The sequence below is a fragment of the Lipingzhangella halophila genome, from assembly GCF_014203805.1.
Taxonomy (GTDB): Bacteria; Actinomycetota; Actinomycetes; order Streptosporangiales; family Streptosporangiaceae; genus Lipingzhangella; species Lipingzhangella halophila.
In genome coordinates this window covers 3,199,045-3,217,969 of the sequence record NZ_JACHJT010000001.1, presented here as the reverse complement: position 1 = coordinate 3,217,969, position 18,925 = coordinate 3,199,045, and the positions used below count along the sequence as shown (strand labels likewise).

At 72.2% G+C, this 18,925-nt stretch carries 17 protein-coding genes and 1 other RNA gene; 9 read left to right on the top strand and 9 right to left on the bottom strand.

Annotated elements, in window-relative coordinates; genetic code table 11:
- Positions 1 to 66: 66 nt before the first annotated feature.
- The 4 genes from F4561_RS14870 to rnpB all read left to right on the top strand — a co-directional run bounded on the left by F4561_RS14870 (position 67) and on the right by rnpB (position 3,432).
- On the top strand, positions 67 to 906 hold the full coding sequence (locus tag F4561_RS14870) for a Nif3-like dinuclear metal center hexameric protein (RefSeq protein ID WP_312885276.1): 840 nt from the start codon (positions 67 to 69) through the stop codon (positions 904 to 906).
- A gap of 103 nt (positions 907 to 1,009) precedes the next feature.
- Positions 1,010 to 1,753 (top strand): zinc ribbon domain-containing protein, encoded by a 744-nt coding sequence (locus F4561_RS14865; RefSeq protein ID WP_184579531.1) that lies wholly within the window; start codon positions 1,010 to 1,012, stop codon positions 1,751 to 1,753.
- 31 nt (positions 1,754 to 1,784) lie between these two features.
- Positions 1,785 to 2,978 carry a bifunctional RNase H/acid phosphatase gene (locus F4561_RS14860; protein ID WP_184579528.1) on the top strand — a complete coding sequence of 398 codons (1,194 nt, stop codon included), beginning with the start codon at positions 1,785 to 1,787 and terminating at the stop codon, positions 2,976 to 2,978.
- A 73-nt stretch (positions 2,979 to 3,051) separates the two neighbouring features.
- Positions 3,052 to 3,432, top strand: an RNA gene (gene rnpB, locus F4561_RS14855) — RNase P RNA component class A.
- Positions 3,433 to 3,538: 106 nt separating this feature from the next.
- Here the strand turns inward: rnpB and F4561_RS14850 are convergent.
- The 3 genes from F4561_RS14850 to F4561_RS14840 all read right to left on the bottom strand — a co-directional run bounded on the left by F4561_RS14850 (position 3,539) and on the right by F4561_RS14840 (position 5,715).
- On the bottom strand, positions 3,539 to 4,303 hold the full coding sequence (locus tag F4561_RS14850) for an arginase family protein (RefSeq protein WP_184579525.1): 765 nt from the start codon (positions 4,301 to 4,303) through the stop codon (positions 3,539 to 3,541).
- A 153-nt stretch (positions 4,304 to 4,456) separates the two neighbouring features.
- Entirely contained in the window at positions 4,457 to 5,287 is an 831-nt protein-coding gene (locus F4561_RS14845; RefSeq protein WP_184579523.1) for an NmrA family NAD(P)-binding protein, read from the bottom strand.
- Positions 5,284 to 5,715 (bottom strand): nuclear transport factor 2 family protein, encoded by a 432-nt coding sequence (locus tag F4561_RS14840; protein WP_184579521.1) that lies wholly within the window; start codon positions 5,713 to 5,715, stop codon positions 5,284 to 5,286. Before F4561_RS14840 ends, F4561_RS14845 begins: the two co-directional genes overlap by 4 nt.
- 126 nt (positions 5,716 to 5,841) lie before the next feature.
- On the opposite strand from F4561_RS14840, the gene F4561_RS14835 reads away from it, so the two are divergent.
- Positions 5,842 to 6,699 carry a helix-turn-helix transcriptional regulator gene (locus tag F4561_RS14835; protein WP_184579519.1) on the top strand — a complete coding sequence of 286 codons (858 nt, stop codon included), beginning with the start codon at positions 5,842 to 5,844 and terminating at the stop codon, positions 6,697 to 6,699.
- Positions 6,700 to 7,345: 646 nt separating this feature from the next.
- On the top strand, positions 7,346 to 7,468 hold the full coding sequence (locus tag F4561_RS33325) for a hypothetical protein (RefSeq protein ID WP_281384095.1): 123 nt from the start codon (positions 7,346 to 7,348) through the stop codon (positions 7,466 to 7,468).
- 73 nt (positions 7,469 to 7,541) lie between these two features.
- Here the strand turns inward: F4561_RS33325 and F4561_RS14825 are convergent, their stop codons facing one another.
- Both F4561_RS14825 and tenA read right to left on the bottom strand, forming a co-directional pair.
- Complete coding sequence (locus F4561_RS14825; RefSeq protein WP_221445493.1) at positions 7,542 to 8,849, bottom strand: MFS transporter; 1,308 nt, start codon at positions 8,847 to 8,849, stop codon at positions 7,542 to 7,544.
- 313 nt (positions 8,850 to 9,162) lie between these two features.
- Positions 9,163 to 9,816, bottom strand: coding sequence for a thiaminase II (gene tenA / locus F4561_RS14820; protein ID WP_221445492.1), 654 nt, complete (start codon positions 9,814 to 9,816; stop codon positions 9,163 to 9,165).
- Positions 9,817 to 10,173: 357 nt separating this feature from the next.
- Between tenA and F4561_RS14815 the strand changes: the two genes are divergently transcribed.
- Positions 10,174 to 10,776 carry a hypothetical protein gene (locus tag F4561_RS14815; RefSeq protein WP_184579517.1) on the top strand — a complete coding sequence of 201 codons (603 nt, stop codon included), beginning with the start codon at positions 10,174 to 10,176 and terminating at the stop codon, positions 10,774 to 10,776.
- A gap of 140 nt (positions 10,777 to 10,916) precedes the next feature.
- The gene (locus F4561_RS14810; protein WP_184579516.1) at positions 10,917 to 11,642 is read left to right on the top strand and encodes a sigma-70 family RNA polymerase sigma factor; all 726 of its coding nucleotides are present in this window, start codon (positions 10,917 to 10,919) and stop codon (positions 11,640 to 11,642) included.
- A gap of 68 nt (positions 11,643 to 11,710) precedes the next feature.
- On the opposite strand, the gene F4561_RS14805 is transcribed toward F4561_RS14810, so the two are convergent.
- Positions 11,711 to 12,271 (bottom strand): hypothetical protein, encoded by a 561-nt coding sequence (locus tag F4561_RS14805; protein WP_184579514.1) that lies wholly within the window; start codon positions 12,269 to 12,271, stop codon positions 11,711 to 11,713.
- A 398-nt stretch (positions 12,272 to 12,669) separates the two neighbouring features.
- Here F4561_RS14805 and F4561_RS14800 point away from each other — a divergent pair, with 398 nt between their 5' ends.
- On the top strand, positions 12,670 to 12,810 hold the full coding sequence (locus F4561_RS14800; protein WP_184584255.1) for a hypothetical protein: 141 nt from the start codon (positions 12,670 to 12,672) through the stop codon (positions 12,808 to 12,810).
- Between the two features lie 23 nt (positions 12,811 to 12,833).
- Here the strand turns inward: F4561_RS14800 and F4561_RS14795 are convergent, their stop codons facing one another.
- The 3 genes from F4561_RS14795 to F4561_RS14785 form a co-directional block, all read right to left on the bottom strand.
- Positions 12,834 to 15,164, bottom strand: coding sequence for a SulP family inorganic anion transporter (locus tag F4561_RS14795; RefSeq protein ID WP_184579512.1), 2,331 nt, complete (start codon positions 15,162 to 15,164; stop codon positions 12,834 to 12,836).
- A 336-nt stretch (positions 15,165 to 15,500) separates the two neighbouring features.
- A complete protein-coding gene (locus F4561_RS14790) occupies positions 15,501 to 17,681 on the bottom strand; it encodes a hypothetical protein (RefSeq protein ID WP_184579510.1) in 2,181 nt (726 codons plus the stop codon).
- Between the two features lie 467 nt (positions 17,682 to 18,148).
- Positions 18,149 to 18,751 carry a YbhB/YbcL family Raf kinase inhibitor-like protein gene (locus tag F4561_RS14785; RefSeq protein ID WP_184579508.1) on the bottom strand — a complete coding sequence of 201 codons (603 nt, stop codon included), beginning with the start codon at positions 18,749 to 18,751 and terminating at the stop codon, positions 18,149 to 18,151.
- Positions 18,752 to 18,925: the final 174 nt, after the last annotated feature.

The window sequence follows — 18,925 nt, the reverse complement described above, 5'->3', positions numbered from 1 at the left end:
GGTGGCCGCCACCGGGCCGGCTGACGGCCACACGCGAATCCCCGGGAAGCGTTAGCCTGGGCCACCGTGACTACCGCGCGCGCACCCCTGACTCTGCACGACGTGATCGCGGCCTTCGAGGGGATCTACGATCCCGAGTGGGCCGCGCCGTGGGATGCCGTGGGCCTGGTGTGCGGGGACCCCGCGCAACAGGTCGAGCGGGTCCTGTTCGCGGTCGACCCGGTCGCCGAGGTGGTCGACGAGGCCGCGCAGTGGCGGGCCGACCTCATCATCACGCACCATCCCCTGCTGCTGCGCGGGGTGACCAGCGTTGCCGCCACCACCCCCAAAGGGCGTCTCGTGCACCGCCTCATCTCCGCGGGCACGGCCCTGTACACCGCGCACACCAACGCCGACTCCGCCTGCCCGGGTGTCTCCGACGCGCTGGCCTCGGCCGTCGGGGTCGAGGGGCCGCTGCGGCCGCTCTCGCCCGACACCACCGACCCGGACGGGCAGCGGGGTATCGGACGCATCGGCGCCCTGCCCGAGCCGCTGCCCCTGCGCGCCTTCGCCCGGCAGGTGTCCAACGGCCTACCCGCGACCGCGGGAGGCGTCCGGGTGGCCGGGGATTTGGAGCGCACCGTGCGCACCGTGGCAGTCTCCGGTGGCGCCGGAGACTCGCTGCTGGACGCGGCGCGCGCCGCGCGGGTCGACGCCTATGTCACCTCGGACCTGCGCCACCACCCGTCCTCGGAGTTCGTCGAGCACGGCGGCACCGCGCTCATCGACACCGCGCACTTCGCCAGCGAATGGCCGTGGCTGCCGGAAGCCGCCACCCGGCTCGCCGACGCGTTGGGCGGTGAAGGCGCTAACGTGGAGACCCGCGTATCAACCATCGTCACAGACGCCTGGTCGCAGGTGTTCTGACGGCTCGACCGCTGCCGGGCGCGGCCAGCAGTGTCCCGCTTGCCACGCCGGCGCCGAGCCCCAGCCGTTCGCGCGTATCGCTACGAAGGAGCCAAGAGGACCAGTGAAAGCCGAACCCGCTGACCAGATACGCCTGCTGGACCTCCAGGAGATCGACAGCAAGCTGGCCCAGTTGGCGTACCGCGCCCGTACTCTGCCGGAGATCGCTGAGCTCCAGCGGCTCGACACCGGCATCGAGGAGCTGCGCGGCAAGGTCGCCGCCACCGAGACCGAGCTGTCGGACCTGGACCGGGAGCAGCGGAAGGCCGAGTCCGACGTCGAGCAGGTACGTAGCCGATCCGACCGCGACTCCAAGCGGCTGGACGCCGGTCAGGTGTCCTCCCCGAAGGAGCTGGAGCGGTTGCAGTCGGAGATCGCGTCGCTGCGGAGCCGCCAGTCCGAGCTGGAGGACATCGTCCTGGAGGTCATGGAGCGGCGCGAGACCGCCGCCGAACGGCTGGCCGAGCTGCGCAAGGAACTGGCGGACAGCGAGGCCGCCCGCGAGGCCGCCGAGGAGCGCCGATCGAGCGCGGCCCTGGAGATCAAGGACGAAGAGGCGTCATACAAGGAGCGTCGGGAGCGGATCGCCGCGGAGGTTCCCGACGACCTGCTGGCGCTCTACACCAAACTGCGCGACCAGTACGACGGTGTGGGCGTGGCGGCGTTGCAGTACGGCCGCTGCCAGGGCTGCAAGCTCGCCCTGAGCACCGCTGAACTCGGCCAGATGCGTACCGCCGCCCCCGACGAGCTGCTGCGCTGCGAGGAGTGCCGGCGCATCCTCGTCCGCACCTCCGAGTCGGGCCTGTGAGCGGCGTGCGCGACGCGGGAGGGGAACGCCGATGAGCCGGCTTCTGGTGGAGGCCGACGGGGGGTCGCGCGGCAACCCGGGCCCGGCGGGGTACGGAGCGGTCGTCCGCGACGCTCTGAGCGGGCGGGTGCTTGCCGAGGCCGCCGAGAGTATCGAGACGGCGACGAACAATGTCGCCGAATACCAGGGCCTGATCGCCGGCTTGGCCAAGGCGGCGGAGCTCGACCCGGACGCGGAGGTCGAGGCCCGTCTCGACTCCAAGCTCGTCGTCGAGCAGATGTCGGGCCGATGGAAGATCAAGCACCCCGGGATGCGGCCGCTGGCGCAGCGCGCACGCGACATCGCGGCGACGTTCGCCTCCGTTCGGTACACCTGGGTGCCGCGGGCCAAGAACGAGCACGCCGACCGGCTCGCCAACGAGGCCATGGACGCCGCCGCCGAAGGGCGGCCGGTGCGGTTGGCACCGCCGGACGAAACCGGGCCCGGCGCAGAGGAGCCGGGTCCGGTCGCACCGGCCACCCCGGACAGCGGGGACACGGGCCCGGCCGGTAGCGCGCCTCCGGCCGGCGACGCCGGTGCGGCCCCGTCCTCGACGGGCTGGCTCGCGCCCGACACCACACCGACCAAGCTGCTTCTGCTGCGGCACGGTGAGACACCGCTCTCGGCCGAGAAGCGGTTCGCCGGCGCCGGCGACATCGCGCTGACCGAGCTCGGGCACGCGCAGGCCCGCGCGGCCGCGCGCCGGCTCGCCGGGCGCGGTATCGACACCATCGTGTCCTCCCCGTTGCGGCGCGCCCGCGACACCGCCGCGCACGTGGCGCGGGAGCTGTCCCTGACCGTGCGGGTCGACGACGGGTTCCGCGAGGTCGACTTCGGCGAGTGGGAGGGCAAGACCTTCGCCGAGGTGCGCCGGGAGAACCCCGCTGACCTGGAGCGGTGGCTCGCCGATCCCGATGTCGCCCCGCCGGGGGGCGAGAGCTTCGCCTCGGCCATGCGGCGAGTGGGCGAAGCCCGGGACAAGCTCCTCGCGCGGCACCGGGCCGAGACGGTCCTCATCGTCAGCCACGTGACGCCGATCAAGACGCTGCTCCAGACGGCGATGCTCGCGCCCCCGCAAGCGTTGTACCGGATGCACCTTGATGTCGGCTGCCTGTCGGAGATCGACTGTTTCAGCGACGGGCCGATGGTGGTGCGCTCGATGAACGACACCGCCCACCTCGCATAGCCGCCCCGCCCCGAGTGTCCCGCCGCTGCGCGGGAATTCGGGGCGCCGCGGGATCGTAGAATGACAGTAGGGAAGAGTCGGCCAGGCGGTCGCGGCACCGGTTCGGTGTCGAGGAAAGTCCGGACTCCGCAGGGCAGGGTGGTCGGTAACGCCGACCCGGGGCGACCCGCGGGAAAGTGCCACAGAAAACAGACCGCCACCGCTTGCGGTGGTAAGGGTGAAACGGTGGGGTAAGAGCCCACCAGCGGTCGGAGCGATCCGGCCGGCTTGGCAAACCCCACCCGGAGCAAGGTCAAGAAGGGGGACCCCGGTCCCCCACGCGGACGTTCGAGGGCGGCCCGCCCGAGGTCCGCGGGTAGACCGCACCGAGGCTGCCGGAAACGGCAGTCCCAGATGGATGGCCGCCGTGGTCCACCGGACCGCACAGAATCCGGCTTACCGGCCGACTCTTCCCCCTGAACTGCGCAATCGCGCCCGTTCAGGGCTGTGTTCCGGGTTCCTCCCGGAACGGTTCCGCATCGGGCGACCGAGTAGCGCGGCGCTCCAGCGATCCGCTCCCGCTACCCGGTGCTCGCCCGGTGCGAGACCAGGTCGGCGACGAGCCCTGACCGCGCGGCGGGGTCGCTTCGGTCGGGGTCCCAGGTGCAGCCGATGCTCAGCGCCGCCACCCGGCCGGTGTGCAGCACTCGGCGTGCCGCGTCCAGCACGGCCGAGACGCCGGGCCCTCCCGGCGTGGGGAACAGCAGCCCCTCGAACTCGCCGGGATCCACGACATCAAGGTCCACGTGCAGCACGATCGGGCCGGGTGGCAGTATCTCGGCCGCGACCTCCTCGACTCCGTATCGGCGCAGCGGCGAGGCCGCGAGGAACTCCGCCTCCGGGGGGTCGAGGTCGCGGCCGTCCACCAGCAGCACCCGCTCTTCGGCGACGGCGCGCAGCCCGAGGCGCTCCGCGCTGAGTTCGGGCCGGTAGCCCACCAGGATCCGCAGCGGGATGCCTCCCATGTAGCCGGAGGCGGAGGTCTCCAGGGTCTGGAGGTCGCCGTGGGCGTCGAACCACACGACCGAGGCGTCCACCCCGGCGCGCTGCACACCGGCGATCGTTCCCAGGGCGACCATGCAGTCTCCGGACAGCACCGCGGGTGCCTCCGCGGCCCGCACGCTCTCGGCGACCCGTACGGCCACCTCCTCGTGCAGGTGCGCCATGCGCGCCCACAGGTCGCCGTCAGGCAGGTCGGGGGACACTGTGGAGGCGCCGGGAAGGTCCGGCAGCGTCGCCTCGGGCAGCGGCTCGTCGAGGTGGTAGGGCACGCGGATCGTCGTCATAGCCGCGACTGTAGCGGCAAAGCAGGCGTGTCTGTAGGGACCGCGTTCACCTGGTGGGGCGGCCCGGGCCACCGCCGAAGGCGGGCCCGGGCCGGGGTCGGGACGGGGAGGGGCGGGCCTACCGCCGGGGCCCGTCCCGGGACCCCGGATCTCTCACGTCGTGGACCACTCCTCCCGGCGGGCACGGGCGAAGTCGGCGAAGGAGCGGGGCACGCGGCCGGTCAGGCGGTGGACCGTATCCGTGACGCGGTCCACGCTGCCCTTGGCGATGTCGGCGTCCACCCCGGCCAGCGCCGCGGCGAAGGGCTCCGGCATGCCCGCGTCCAGGTTGCGCCGGACCAGATCGGCCACCGGCGCCGGCGTGTGGCGCACCGGTCGCCCGGTGACCTCGGCGATGATCGCCGCCGCCTCCGCGTACCCGAGCGACTCCGGCCCGGTGAGCACCTGATCACCGGCCACCGGCCCCGGCGCCAGTAGCACCTCCGCCGCGGCGGCCGCGATGTCGGCGGCGTCGATCCAGCCGAGCCGTCCCTCGCCGGTCGCCGAACGGATCTCGCCGCGCTCGCGGATACCTACGGCCACCGGGTGCGCCCCGGTGAAGTTCTGCATGAACCCCGATGGCCGCAGCACCGCCCACTCCGGGAACGACCGCACGGCTCCTTCCAGCTCCGCGGCACCCTGAGCGCCGCGCGGTACCATCAGCGAGCCGAGCAGCACCACGCGCCGCACCCCGGCGGCCCGCGCGGCCTCCAGGAACGGCCCGGCCATCGGCATGGGGTCCGGGGTCAGCGGCGGCGGCACCAGGTACACGGCCTCCGCCCCGGCGAGTACCCGGGCATACGCTCCGGGGTCCTCCCAGTCGAAGGGCACGCCGTCCGGGCCCGGCCTGCGGCTGGCCACGCGCACGTCCGCGCCGCGGGCCCGCAGCGTCTCCGTGAGAGGGCGGCCGGTGTTTCCGGTGCCGCCGGTGACCAGGATCGTCATGTCTCCAGCTCTTTCCGTAGCGTTTCCAGGTCGCCGCTGGCGCGCGCGGCCTGCACGGGACTCCAGTAGTCGCGGTACTCGGTGATCCACCCGTCCCGCACCGTGATCACGGCGATGTAGTCCATCCGGTAGGGCGCGCCCGTGCGCACCGTCCGGCCCTCGGCGCTGAACTCGGCGACGATGGTCTCCGGGTCCCCGGTGCGGTGCACTCGTATCGCCGGGACACCGGTGACGTCGTACACATCGGGATATCCGGCCAGGTAGTCGCGGACCGCCTCCCGCCCGCTCAGCCGCGTGGGCGCCCCGGCCTCGGCGAACGGGAACTCGGCCGTCCCGTCCGGAGCCCACAGCCCGGCGATGCCGTCCATGTCCTTGGCCGCCAGCAGCTCCTGCAGCCGCCGGAGCACCCCTTCGGGTGATCGGTCCATGTCCACCTCCGTTGTTCGGTCCGTCACCCGCCACATTGGCGGGGTGCGGCACGCGGGGGAACGGCCGCGTTGTCCCCGGACCAGCGGTCCGTGGCTCGCCGCCCGCGGGCGTGGCAGGCTGAGGGCGTGGACAAGCGAGAGCTCGGCGGGTTCCTGCGCGCCCGCCGCGAGGCCCTGCGCCCGGCCGACGTCGGCCTTCCCGAGCTCGCGGGCGGGCGCGCGCGGCGCACGCCGGGGCTGCGGCGCGAGGAGGTCTGCGACCTCGCCGGGGTTTCGGCGAACTACTACGAGCGGTTGGAGCAGGCGCGGGCGCCGCGCCCGTCGCCGCAGGTGATCGATGCGATCGGGCGGGCCCTGAAGCTGTCGGAGGCGGAACGGGCGCACCTGTCCCGCCTCGCCGGGCACGCGCCGCCCGTACGGTCCGGCGAGCCGGAAAAGGTCCCACCGGGGGTGCTCGCGCTGCTGGACCGGATCGGCCCGGTCGCCGCCTACGTCTGTGACGCCCGCCACGACATGCTGGCCTGGAACGACCTGGCGGCAGCGCTGGTCACGGACTTCGGCGCGCTTCCTCCGGCCGAGCGCAACGTGCTGCGGCTGGCCATGCGCCTGGGCCCAACGGTGTGCTCGGCGCCACCGGAGGCGGCGGGCGGGTTCGAGGCGCAGGCGGCGGCGCAGTCACGCGAGGCGTTGACCCGCCGCCCGCACGACTCCGCGCTCCGGCGGCTGGTCGGCGAGTTCGCCGAGCGGGTACCCGGGTTCGCGGCGGAGTGGCGGCGGAACGACGTCCGGCCGCGCGCGACATTGCGCAAACGCGTCGACCGCGGCGAACTCGGTGTGCTCGACCTCGACAGCCAGACCCTCGCCGTGCCGGGCTCCGACCTGCGCGTGGTCATGCTCAGCGCGGAGCCGGGCACCCTCGCCCACGACAAGCTCACCCGCCTCCAGCTCCGCCGCACGGCCCCCGCGCCCTCGTCACGCCCGTAGTAGGGCAGATCTTGCGGGGGCCGGTGATCGGGTAACCGGTATTCGCTGTTTCCCGGCGGATGAGCTCACCGTGCCGACCCCAATGTTCGGGAAAGCTCCCGGAGTCTTCCCCGAGGAGAAGACACCCGCCATCACCCCCCGAGTTCAAGTGACTGGTCACGGCCGGTTCCCGCCCCCGCCGGCCGGGCCCTCCGCGGAAAGGACCCCTGGTGCCGTCAAATCCCCGGAGAATCGAGCAGTCCTTTGCCCTGATGATGCTCGCGCAGTTCGCGGTGGCATGGAAGCTCACCCAAGTGGCGTGGAAGCTCGCCCAAATCGTTGGGAGCCGCGTTTCGCAAGGGCTCCGAAAGCTGTGGCGGGCCTACCGCGACCGCCGCTCCACCAGGCTCCCGCCCGAAGGCGCCGCCACGCCGGTGCCCTCGGACGCCGGAACCCTGGACGCGATGCGCCATCCGGAACCGGGCGGCGGCACTTCCTCCCAGGGCACGGCCCGAGGCGCTACAGAAACGCCAGCGTTCGACGACCAAAAACGGGGACCGCGAACGGCCCCTCGGTTCGAACCACCGCACAACCATTGAACAGCGGGCCCGAGGCCCAGGGACGCCTCGGGCCGAGTGCGTCCTCACCGGTCACGTGGTGGGCTTCGATGACTTCAGGAGTCGCGTCGACGACGCCGCGGTGGGTACGCGGGGGCCTCGCCGTCGCCACCGACGCCGGCCGGACGCGTCGCGACCCCGACCCGCTCACCGCGCCTGCCTCCACGACGTGACCGCGGGGACGGGGGCGCGCAGTACCGCAGTCTGACCAGCCGACCGGCTCGGCCATCGGGTGCGGGTGCCGCCTCAGGGCTCCTGGTTGTCGTGGTCCGGGTCGCTGCTGCCGGGGGCGGTGCGGTCGCGGCGGCGCCAGGCGCGGGGCAGCGTCAGCGCTACGAGCAGTGTGGTGACCAGGCCGCCTGTTCCGGCGGCGATGAAGGTCGTTCGGGCGTCGGTGGCGTCGAGGAGCAGCCCGCCCGCCAGATAGGACAGGCCCGCGGCCACGCCGACGGCGCCGTAGAGGTTGCCGAACACCCGCCCGACCATGCCCGCTGGAACGATCCGCTGCAGCAGGGTGTTGGTGGCCACGTCCATCGCCGCGATCCCCAGGCCGCGCACCAACTGCAGGGTGAACGCGGCGGCCACCGCCCAGGCCAGGCCGGTGAGCAGGTTTCCGAGGCTGCTGACCGCGAACCCGGCCACCAACAGGACCACCATCGAGTTGCGCGTTCCGAACCGGGCGAGCAGCGCGTAGGCCGCCACCAGACCGATCCCGACCCCGGCCAGCAGCAGACCGACCGCTGACTCGCCGGCGTCCAGGGTCTCGGTGGCCAGCAGCACGAGCGCCACGTCGTCGACTCCGTTGAACGCGACCACGGCGCAGAACCCCGCCGCGATCACCCGGACCGGCTTGGTGCGCCAGATGTAGCCCAGTCCCTCGCGGGCCTCGGCCAGCAGGGAGGTCCGCACCTGGGCGTCCCGCGCCGAGGGCAGGGAAGGCATGGCGAGCAGGACGAGCGCGGAGAACAGGTAGGAGGCGGCCGCGCCCATCAGCACCCCCTGAATGCCCAGGAACGGGAACAGTGCCGCGGCGAGCAGAGGGCCGAGCGCCTCGGCGCCGTTGGTGCCGAAGCCGACAGTGGAGTTGGCCGACTCCAGGTCGCGGTCCGCCACCAGAGCAGGCACCGCGGCCCGCGAGGCGGGCAGGAACACCTGCCCGGCCGTGGCGCGCAGCGCCACCAGGAGCAGGAGCAGCCAGAGCGGGGGCAGGACGAGCGCGATGGCCAGCAGTGCCGCGCCCTGGACCAGCTCACAGCCGACCATCACCCTTCTGAGGTCGAACCGGTCGCTGACCGCCCCGGTGACCGGCCCCAGCAGGGCGGGGACGAAGTCCCCGACCAGCAACAGGACCGATACGGCGATCGCCTGACCAGTGGAGTCGGCGACGAACAGCATCAGCGTGACGAGGCTGACCGACTCGCCCGTGAACGACACGGTCCGCGAGGAGAACAGTGCCAGGAATGGCCTGTTCCCCCGGAGGAGCCGGATTCCGCCGCCTTTGGTGCCCGCAGGACTGGGCTCGGTGTCGCAGCTTGCCATGTTCTGGTCTCCCATGGGCTGTCCGGGCGCGCCGGTTGTTCGTCGAGAGCAGGCAAGTGGGAGCGGGGTGGTGCTCGCGTGCACCACACGTGCGCAGCGCGGAGCGGGCCGGACAGAAGTGTCCTCTGTGCCTGGGCGCGTGTGGTTCCCCCGGGCCGCTACCGCGGTCCGTGCCGGGAAGAGCCGTTACCGGTGCGTGTGCGCCGGGTGCCGCGGTGCGGGCGTTCGTACTGGTCGGCGAACGCGCAAACCGTTGAGACGCACATGCGGGAGCGGCCGCGGCCGCGTCTTCGGCGGTGCCGCCGCTGCGGGGCGCCGGTACCGCGGATCAGTGCGGCCAGGTCTCCTGGCGCCAGGCCGCGTCCCAGAACATCCACTCGTAGGTGGTGGCCCTGATGAACGCCTCGCGCATCCGCTGTACTGTCGCCGTGTCCGCACGCGCGGCGAGCCGGTCGGCGATCCCCCTGGCCTGCTCGGTGGCCTTGGCGAACTCTTCGTCGGCGTAGGTGCTGATCCAGTCGCCGTAGGGGTGCTCGGACAGGTCGCCGGCCCTGGCCATGAGCCGCTCGCCGACATCGGCGTAGACCCAGAAGCACGGCAGCACTCCGGCCACCAGCTCGGGATAGCCCTGCGTGTGCGCGAGGGAGAGCACGTAGGAGGTGTAGGCGTTGCAGGTCGGTGAGGGCTGGGCCGCTTCCCCGACCTCACCCACGTTGCTCCTGTGCAGCGAGCTCTCGACCACGATCGCGTCGTGCGCGGCCTTGGCGAAGAACGCGATCTCGTCACCGGTGTCGGCCTTGGTGGCCGCCGCTGCCAGGGCGCGCGCGAACCCGCGCAGGTAGAGGGCGTCCTGGGTCATGTAGTAGGCGAACCGGTCGCGGTCCAGGCTGCCGTCGCCGAGCCCCTGGACGAACGGCAGCGCGTCGATCGCGTCGCGCGTCTCCGCGGTCGCCTCCCACACCTCGGCACAGAAGCCGGCCATTGGACGTTCCCTTCGCTAGCACGAACCGGAGCGGCTCCGGCGGGTATTTCTCGGCGTGGGCAGCGCTCCCCGCGCCCTCGTCCTCCGGCGGCCGACCCTATCGTCGCCACCCGCCACCCGCCACCAGGATTCCAGTCGTTTTGGTGCCGATCCACGGCGGCCGGCCCCTCTACCGCGGTGGGCCGGCGCCCGGGCGGCTGAGCCGCGAGCTCCCGTCGCGCATCGAGGCGGTGCGCTGGTCCGTCGCGGGAGCACTGACTCGCCCGGTTCCCCGGGATTCGCCGATGACCCGGGTATTTCCGCGATTGGCGGCCCCACACCGGCAGGCGGGGGACGCGGTGTGATGATAGGGGTGCCATGTCAGCACGCACGCTGTTCCGACTACCGCGAGCGAGCGTGTTCGCCGCCGTATGTGTGAGCGTGTCACTGGGCGGGCACGCCGCCGCGTCGAACTCCCCGGTCCCGGTCCCCGGCGCGGTCGCCGGCTTCCTCCTCGTTCTGGGAGTGGGCTGGGTCGCCGCCTCCCGGGAGCGCGGTTACGGGGCCATCCTGGCGTGGCTGCTGTGGGCCCAGCTCGCCCTGCACCTCATCTTCCACCAGACCCAGGCGCGGCTTTCGGGCGCGCCCAGCGCCGCGGGGACCGGCCATCTCGCTGGTCATCCGCCCGCGGCTGGAGCCGGCAGTGGTGACGAGTCGTTCTCGATGCTGCTCGCGCATCTCGTGGCAGCGCTGGTCGGCGCGTGGTGGTTGCGCCGGGGCGAGGCGGCCGCTTTTGCGCTGGCCCGAGCACTTCGCACGTCGTTGTTGCCCGAACTGCTTGTACGGGCGGGGACCGCGAGGTGCGTCCTGCCCCTGTCGGCCGTGCCGGCGGCGAGGCCCGACTCCCCGGCGCTGTACGGAACCGTGCTGCCGCACATCCGCCCGCTTCGCGGGCCACCGCTTCGGACGCGAATCCGCTAACCCCGCATTCCCCTACCGCCGTGGCGCCGCCCGGCGGCCCATCCGCCTGTCCCGGGCGCCTGTGTGTGACACCGCACCACGCCCCGGCCCGGCGGCGACTCCGCGGCGGACTCCGTTCCCGTGCGAAGAGGTGACTACGTATGCGTACCCGTTTCCCTACCGGCGGTGACCCCGGTACCAGAGCACGACCAGCGCGCCCGTTCCCGTCAGGGCCGGTACCCGACGGTCGGGCGGCAGCACCGCGAAACGTCCGGGCCACGCCCGGCACCGTCGATGACCGGGAGACCACCGCGCTGGCGTTCGCGGCTCGCCGCGGTGAGGCCAACGCGGTGGAGGCGTTCGTACGCGCCACCCGCGGCGACGTGTGGCGTTTCGTGTCCTTCCTGACCGATGCCGACTCCGCCGACGATCTGACCCAGGAGACCTACGTCCGTGCCCTGCGGGGCCTCGCGCGGTTCGCCGGGCGCTCGCAGGCACGGGTCTGGTTGCTGGCCATCGCCCGGCGGGTCGTGGCGGACCACTACCGGAAACGGGCCGCACGTCCCACGGTGGCCACCGCCAACTGGCAGCGTGCCCTGGACCAGAGCACCTGGCAGGAGACCGCGCGGTTCGACGAGGAGCTCGCACTCATCGAGCTGTTGGACTCACTGACCAGCGAGCGCCGTTCGGCGTTCTTCCTCACCCAGGTGGCGGGTCTCTCCTACAAGGAGACGGCGGTGCTGACCGACTGCCCGGTGGGAACGGTGCGCTCGCGTGTCGCCCGCGCCCGCCGGGACCTCGTCCACGCGTTGCGGTTTCCGGAGCCGCCCGACGGCGGCACGCGCGAACCGGCCCACCTGATACCGAGAGCTCACCCACCCCGCTGAGCGAAACGGGGTGGCGCGGACCATCCGCGCCACCCCTGGTTCCGCACTACGTGCGAGCGGTCGCCGCCCTACCCGGCATCAGCGCCACCGTCGTCATGGTCGTGGGGCTCGGGTGCCTCGGCGCCGTCGACGTCCTGTTCGGCCTGCACGGGTTCACCATCGACCGCCCAGGTGGTGTGGTCGTCGGCGTTCAGCGTCACCCGCAATGTGTGCTCCCCGTCAGCGACCGCCTCCGCGGGCAGGTGGAACCACGGGCCGTACATCCGGCCGTACTTCTCGCCATCCACGTAGAGGTGGGCATGTCCCTGACCACCGCGTGCCTCGTCCCCGCTCTTCTGCGGCGTGAACTCGAACCCGTCGGTGATGAGGTGGACATTCCAGCCATTGTGGGCATCGGGTTCCGCCTCAAGCTCGACGGACGGAGCCTCGTCCTCGGGTACCTCGCGCAGGTTGTGGCCGTCCGGGGCGGTCTGCGACAGCACCTCCCCAGAGGAGAGTTCCTCCTGCTGGTCGCCCTGCTCACGTTGCTGGTCATCGGCTGCGGGGGCGTCGGAGCAGCCGCTCGCCGCGATCAGCGCGATTCCCGCGACGACGGGCAGCGAGCGGGCGGCACCTCGAATTGACCTCATCAACAACTTTCCTTTCTCGTGGAGTGCGCCTGCGGCGCGGCGAAACGCGCCGATGCTGCCGGGGCCCGGACGCCCGGTCCGAAAGGGGCGTCCGGCGGCACGCGTCGCCCGTGCGAACGCGGTGCGCACCCCCGGCCGTGTCGGCAGCGTTCGCACCCCACAAGTCGGGTGCCCCCGAGGTTGGGTTCCCGCCCGTTCAGCGCGATCCGAGCGCCACCGGTTCGTGGGTCATGGTCGCCGGGCCGGCACACTCCCACCCGGTACGGAGCCGCCGAACACGCCCGCCCGGCCTGTCGCCACCGCAAATTCCCTGTGGAGCTGCGCTAGATTTGGGGCGTTCCCTGTGCGCGGGGATGCACGTAGGGTGTGGCGTCGGTGCGGAAAACGGACGAGGGTCGGTGAAGATGGACTCCACCATGATGTGGACGGTGCTGTTCGGCCTGCCAATCCTCGCGATCGTCACGATTATCGGCTTTGCCCGGTACCACGCGTCCGAGGTCGAGGAGGACGGTAGGGACGACAAGCCGGACGCCGGTTAACCGGCGTCCGGCCCGTCCGGCCGTCAGGTAGGCGAACGGTGGCGCTGTTCGGGGTCACCGGCCGCGCGCTGGCCGGGAACCGGCTCCGCCGCGACCGCGACGAACTCGCCCCGTGCCTCGTCCAGGACGCTCATCCGCGCCGTCTCCAGGTCGAAGTACATCCCCGTCAGCTCCAGTGAGCCCGCGTCGTACCGGTGCCGCACAGCGGGGTAGGTCAGCAGGTTCTCCAGTTGCCGCACCACGTTGTACTGCGCCAGCGTCCGCATCGTGTCGGGGCCGGCGGACTCGTCCGGCGCCGCGCCCCCGGTCCGGGCCAGGCTTGCTCGGCCGTGCCGCAGCCAGGACCGCAGTTGCCGGAGGTGCTCGTCGTCGGGGGCCTGGTGGGCGCCGTCCAGCAGGGCCTTCATGGCGCCGCAGTGTGAGTGCCCGCAGACGACGATGGACGGTACCTCCAGAACGTCGACCGCGTACTCGATGGCGGCCCCAACGGAGTCGTCGGTGCCTTCCTGGTCCCTGCGGGGCACCAGGTTGCCGATGTTGCGCAGCGTGAAGAGATCCCCGGGGCCGCTGGCGGTGATGACGTTGGGGACCACCCGCGAGTCGGCGCAGGTGATGAACAGCGCCTTGGGGTTCTGCCGGTGCGCGAGACGGGTAAGCAGCGAGCGCATGCGGCGCGCGGTGCTCGCGTGGTACTCGTTGGCGCCGGCCAGGAGCAGCCCGGAGGCCGGGGCCTCCCGGTCGTAGCTGGGGCGCATACCCCACGGTGCCCACCACCGCGCGGGGCTGCGCGGCGGCGTCTTCGCGTTCGGGGCGGCCTGTGCCGAACTGCGCTCATACCAGTTCTCGTGTACCTCGTCGATGTCCACCTGCCCGCCGGTGCGCTCGTGGTCCACCCGCCAGGCGTGAATCGACTCGAACGCGGCGTGGTCCATGAAATCGACGTTCAGGTCAAGGTCGACGTGCGCGCCTACGGGGACGGTGCGCAGCGCCTGGGTCACGCGAGGCACCCCGAGGAAGGTGAGCGAGCCCTGGACGACGACGTGCCAGCGACCGTTGGCCGCCTCCGTCAGCACCGTGAGCCGGGTGAGGCGGCGCAGGGAGACCAGGAGCGCGAGCCCGAAGCCGACCAGCACGCCCTCCAGCAGGCCCAGAACAACGACGCCGCCGAGGGTGGTCAGGTAGACGCTGGCCTCGTGGTGCCGGCGCAGGTTGTCCACGTGGGACAGGTTGACCATCTTCAGCCCGATGAACACGAGGAGCCCGGCGAGGGCCGCCATGGGGATCAGCTCGACAAAGGGAGCGAACAGCGCCACGAACACCAGGATCCACACGCCGTGCAGGACGCACGCGAGCGGTGTGCGCGCGCCGGCCCGAACGTTGGCGGTGCCCCGCACGACCACGCCGGCCACGGGAAGGCCGCCGAATGCCCCGCTGACAATGTTCCCGGCGCCCTGTCCGGCCAGCTCGCGGTCGAGGCGTACGCGCCGCCCGTCGTGCAGCCGGTCCATCGCGATCGCGCACAGCAGCGACTCCACGCTCGCGACCATGGCCACCGCGGCGACGCCGATGGCGACCCCGTGGACCTGGTCGGCGCTCGGCAGCGCCGGTCCGCTCCACGCCTGGGCGAGCGAGTCGGGTAGCGACACCCGCTCGACCTGCCACTGGCCGGCGGCCGCGATGGCCGTGGCGGCGGTGACCGCCACCAGTGCCGCCGGCACCCGGTTCAGTCTGAGTACGCCGAGGTCGGGCAGCCGCGGCCACAGGAGCATGATGCCGATCGTGACCGCGCCGACGGCGACAGCGGCCGTGTGGCTGTCCGCGAGCTGCCCGGGAATCCCGATGAGGTTGGCCAACGTGCTGCTGTGCGGTGATCCCCCGAGGACCACGTGGGCCTGGGCGATGGCGATGGTGGCCCCGACGCCGGCGAGCATCCCGTGGATGACCGCGGGCGAGATCGCCAGCGCCGCCCGCGCGATGCGGAACGTGCCCAGCGCGACCTGGACGCACCCGGCGAGCACCGTGATCAGGCAGGTGACCCCCCACCCGTAGGTGTGCACCAGGTCGGCGACGATGATGGTCAGGCCGGCGGCCGGCCCGCTCACCTGGACGGCCGAACCGCCGAAGGACGCGACGACGATCCCGCCGGCGATGGCGGCGATGATTCCCGCGACGAGCGGGGCACCCGAGGCCACGGCGATGCCCATGGAAAGCGGGACCGCCACGAGGAAGACCACCAGGGAGGCCGCGGCGTCACCGGCCAGGTTGCCGAGTAACGGGTGCGAGCGGAGGCGCGGCAGGGCGCGGTCTCCCGCTCCGTTGTGATCCGACCGTGTTCCCTGGGCGTCGTGACGCATAGCTCCCCCGACGGGTCTGACGAAATGGCGCTCTGGGGACAGTCATCCTCGGATGGTCGGACCTGCCGGTGCGTGGATCATCGGATGCCCGTTCCCGATGCCGGGCGAGGGCGTTACCGGGACATGTTCCGGCAGGGCGTCGATACCGAACGAACGCTGTCAGTAACCAACTGTAGCCAGTTTCGGGGAGTGCGTGATCAGCTCGGGTGTGTGAACAAATGATTCGGAATGCGATTGTGATAATCGTTTTTAACGCCCGGGTGTTCCCGGTACGTACGCAGCGGGGGCGGGCACCCTAGTGGTGCTCCGCCCCCGCTGCGTACGCGGCGTCCCTACTCAGCCGAACCGGCCGTCACCGTAGCGGTAGTCGCCCGGATCGAACCGTGTTGGCCCGTTGCCACCGTAGGAGGGCCATTCCCCAGTCGGCGCGTCGTAGCCGCGGTCGAACCCGTCCCTGTGCTCCGGCGGCGGTGCGGCCCGCGGGTTGCCGAGGGCGTCGGTGTAGGGCGAGGGGGCCTGTCCGGCGGCTGGTCCGGGGTAGTTGGCGGGGGGTTCGGGGCGGGGGTAGGAGCCGGTGTCGTAGGCGGGCCGGGAGTAGTTGCCGGTGTCGTAGGGCGAGTGGGGGTGGAATCCACCACCCGGGTCGAACCGCGGCTGGTCACCGGTGGAGGGGTTCCAGCCTGTCTGGTCACGGGGCGGGGGCTGCGTGCCCATCTCGGTGCCGTACGCCGGGCGGTCCGTCCCGGAGCCCGCGTAGGGCGAGGGGGCCTGTCCGGCGGCTGGTCCGGGGTAGTTGGCGGGGGGTTCGGGGCGGGGGTAGGAGCCGGTGTCGTAGGCGGGCCGGGAGTAGTTGCCGGTGTCGTAGGGCGAGTGGGGGTGGAACCCACCACCCGGGCCGAACAGCGGCTGGTTGCCCGTGCCGGGCTCCGGACCGCGCCAGGATCCGGGCTCGGGGCTCGTCCAGGGCGGCGTGCCGGGGCCGGACGCCGGCTGGTAGGGGGGAGGAGGACTCGCCGGATGGGGGAGGGGGTCGCTGACCGGGTGCCCGTCCGAACCGGGAATGCCGAGCGGCCCCGAGCCCTGCGTGGGGCGCGGCAGGCTTCCGGTGTCGTAGGCGGGCCGCGCGTGGTTTCCGGTGTCGTAGGGCGAGCTGGGTGGGGTTGGCGGGTCGTAGCTGGGGCGGGAGTAGGTGCCGGTGTCGTAGGGGGAACGCGTGGGGGTGCCCGAGTCGTAGGGCGGGCGGGAATAGTTGCCCGTGTCGTAGGGCGAGCTGGGTGGGGTTGGCGGGTCGTAGCTGGGGCGGGAGTAGGTGCCGGTGTCGTAGGGAGAGCGCGTGGGGGTGCCCGAGTCGTAGGGCGGGCGGGAATAGTTGCCCGTGTCGTAGGGCGAGCCAGCGCTCCCAGGGGTGTAGCTGGAGGTGTAGCCGGAGGAGATCGGCCCACTCGCGGTGTAACCAGGGGAGGCGGGCAGGCCCGGATCGTAGCTGGGGGCGGCGGAAAGGCCCGGATCGTAGCTAGGGGCGGCCGGGCCGCTCGGCTCGTAGGAGGCGGGGGCGCGGGTTCCCGCGTCGTACGCGGAGTGCGCGCCGAGGGCGGAACCGGTGTGCGGCGGCGCGGGGAGGGGGTCGTTGACCGGGGAGGAGGCAGGCGAGGGGGTGTCCCATGAGGTCGTGCGATGTGCCGGGCCGGTGCCCGCTGGCCCGGGTGGGGTCCACGACCGGGTCTCGCTGATGCTCTGCGCACCCGTGTCGCGCGTCGAGGGGGCACCGAGCGGGTCGTTCAGGGGGTCGTTCAGCGGGTCCGGTCTGGTCGCGGCGGTGGGCGCTGGAGCCGGGGCCGGAGCCGCTGGTTGCGGGGCCGGCGCGGGCCCAGGGTCGCGCACCGGCTGCGGGGAGGGGTCGGTGCCCTCGGGCGGCGTTGCGGCCGGTGTGGGGCCGCTGCCCTGTCCCAGACTGGCCAACTTGGCGAGATCGGGGTTGGCGAAATCGTTGCCCGCCGCGGGTGTGCTCTCCGGAGCGGCGGCGGGATCGCTGCTCCGCTGCGCGCGCCGCCCGCGGCGGGTGGCCGGTTCGGGGGTGTCGCCGTATCCGGCGGCTTCGTCGTAATCCGAGGCTCCGCGCGGCGCCTGCGCAGGTTCGTGGCGCTGTGGCGCGTCGCCGTCGCGACCGAAGCGGGAGTCGTCGTCGGAAAGGCTCGACCAGAACTCGTTGTCGGAGAGCCCACCCGAGTCGTCATCCCAGTCATCATCGCGGTTGCGCCGGGAACGCGTGCGGCGGGCGGGCCGCGGCTCGGCGGCGCGGGAACGGCGTCCCCGGGGGCGGCGGCCCCGTTCGTGCTTCTCGTCGTCCTCGTCCGCCGCGTCGAACTCGTCGGCGGGTTCGACGCGCTCGTCCTCGAAGTCGTCCTCGAGGTCGTCATCGCGGGTGTTGTTGATGCTCAGCGCGCGCATGCCCAGCAGGATCAGCACGAGCACAGCGAGGACGACAATGACGGCGATGATGGCGATGAGGATTGTCATGGTGAACGCACCACCCTAGGGCCTGCGGCGGGTTGTGGGACAGGGGTGCCACCGGCGGGGGTGATGTGGTCAGCGGGCACCGGTGACAGCGGCACCCGCCTCTCAAGGCCGGATGCCGTTATGGCCGAGCCGCTTCGCACGCGGTTGGCGACCATATCCGTTGTGCACAGGCGCGGCCCCGGGGTGCCGGTTTCCAGGTGTCCGGTGGCACGGCCACTGGCCCTGGAGTGAGGGGTGACGCACCCGACGTTCCTCCGCCCGTGAGCGGAGTGCTGTCGGTGCCTCGCTGTGTGCTGTCCGAATGTGGTCATGAGGAAATAGGCGGGGGGCACGGATCCACTTTATGCATAGTTGCGGGATGAGTGCAGAGGGAAACGGGGGCTTCCCGCTGTGTTCAGTGGGGATGCGATTGGGCTATGTGTCCGGAATGAAGAGAAACATTCCTGAGGTGATTGTGCCGTATTTCACTACTGGTCGGTAGTGGTGAGCGAGCCCCGTGCTATGGCGCGCGCCGCGATTCCCTCCAGGGACTCCTCCAACGATGCCCCTTCCGGGAGGTCAAGCTCGTTATCGAGGGCGTAGACCGTGAACCGGTACTCGTTGGTGGCGTCCTCCTCTGGGCACGGCGGATCGTAGGCCGCCTCGCCCGCGGTGTTGGTCCCCTGGCGCCCCGGCTGCGGGACACTGTCCTGCCGGATCTCCGGGACCTGCGGATCCATTCCGTAGATCACCCAGTAGACGCGCGCCTCGGACGGGTCGTCCATGACCAGGGCGAGCGAGGAGACCCGATCGTCGTCGGGGATGCCCGACCACTCAAGGGGCGGCGAGACGCCCCCCTCACAGGTGTAGGGCTCCGGTAGGGGACGCCCCTCCTGCATCATCGTGCTGTTCACGTTGATGTCGTTGCTCATCTCGCTCTCGACCCCGGACGAGAGGGAGGCGCAGCCCGTAATCGCGGCCAGCAGCACGGCGACGCCGCCCGTGGCGGCGGACCGGCGCCGTGCGCGCACGTGGGCCGGACCAAAGCCGCGGCGCGAGCCGGCGAATGGGGTGGGTGCGACCGGGAACATGGGGCTCCTGCGGAACGGTGAAACTGGTCTGCTGCGGAAGTCGCCGGCCGGAGCCCCGCCCCACCGGGCAGGGAGCCGCTGGAGGCTCGGCCGCGAATCTCCCCTGGAACCCTACTCCGCTCCGGGGGCCAGCGCGCCTGCGACCGCGCTGTGTGCTCGCGCCCGCACTCCGAA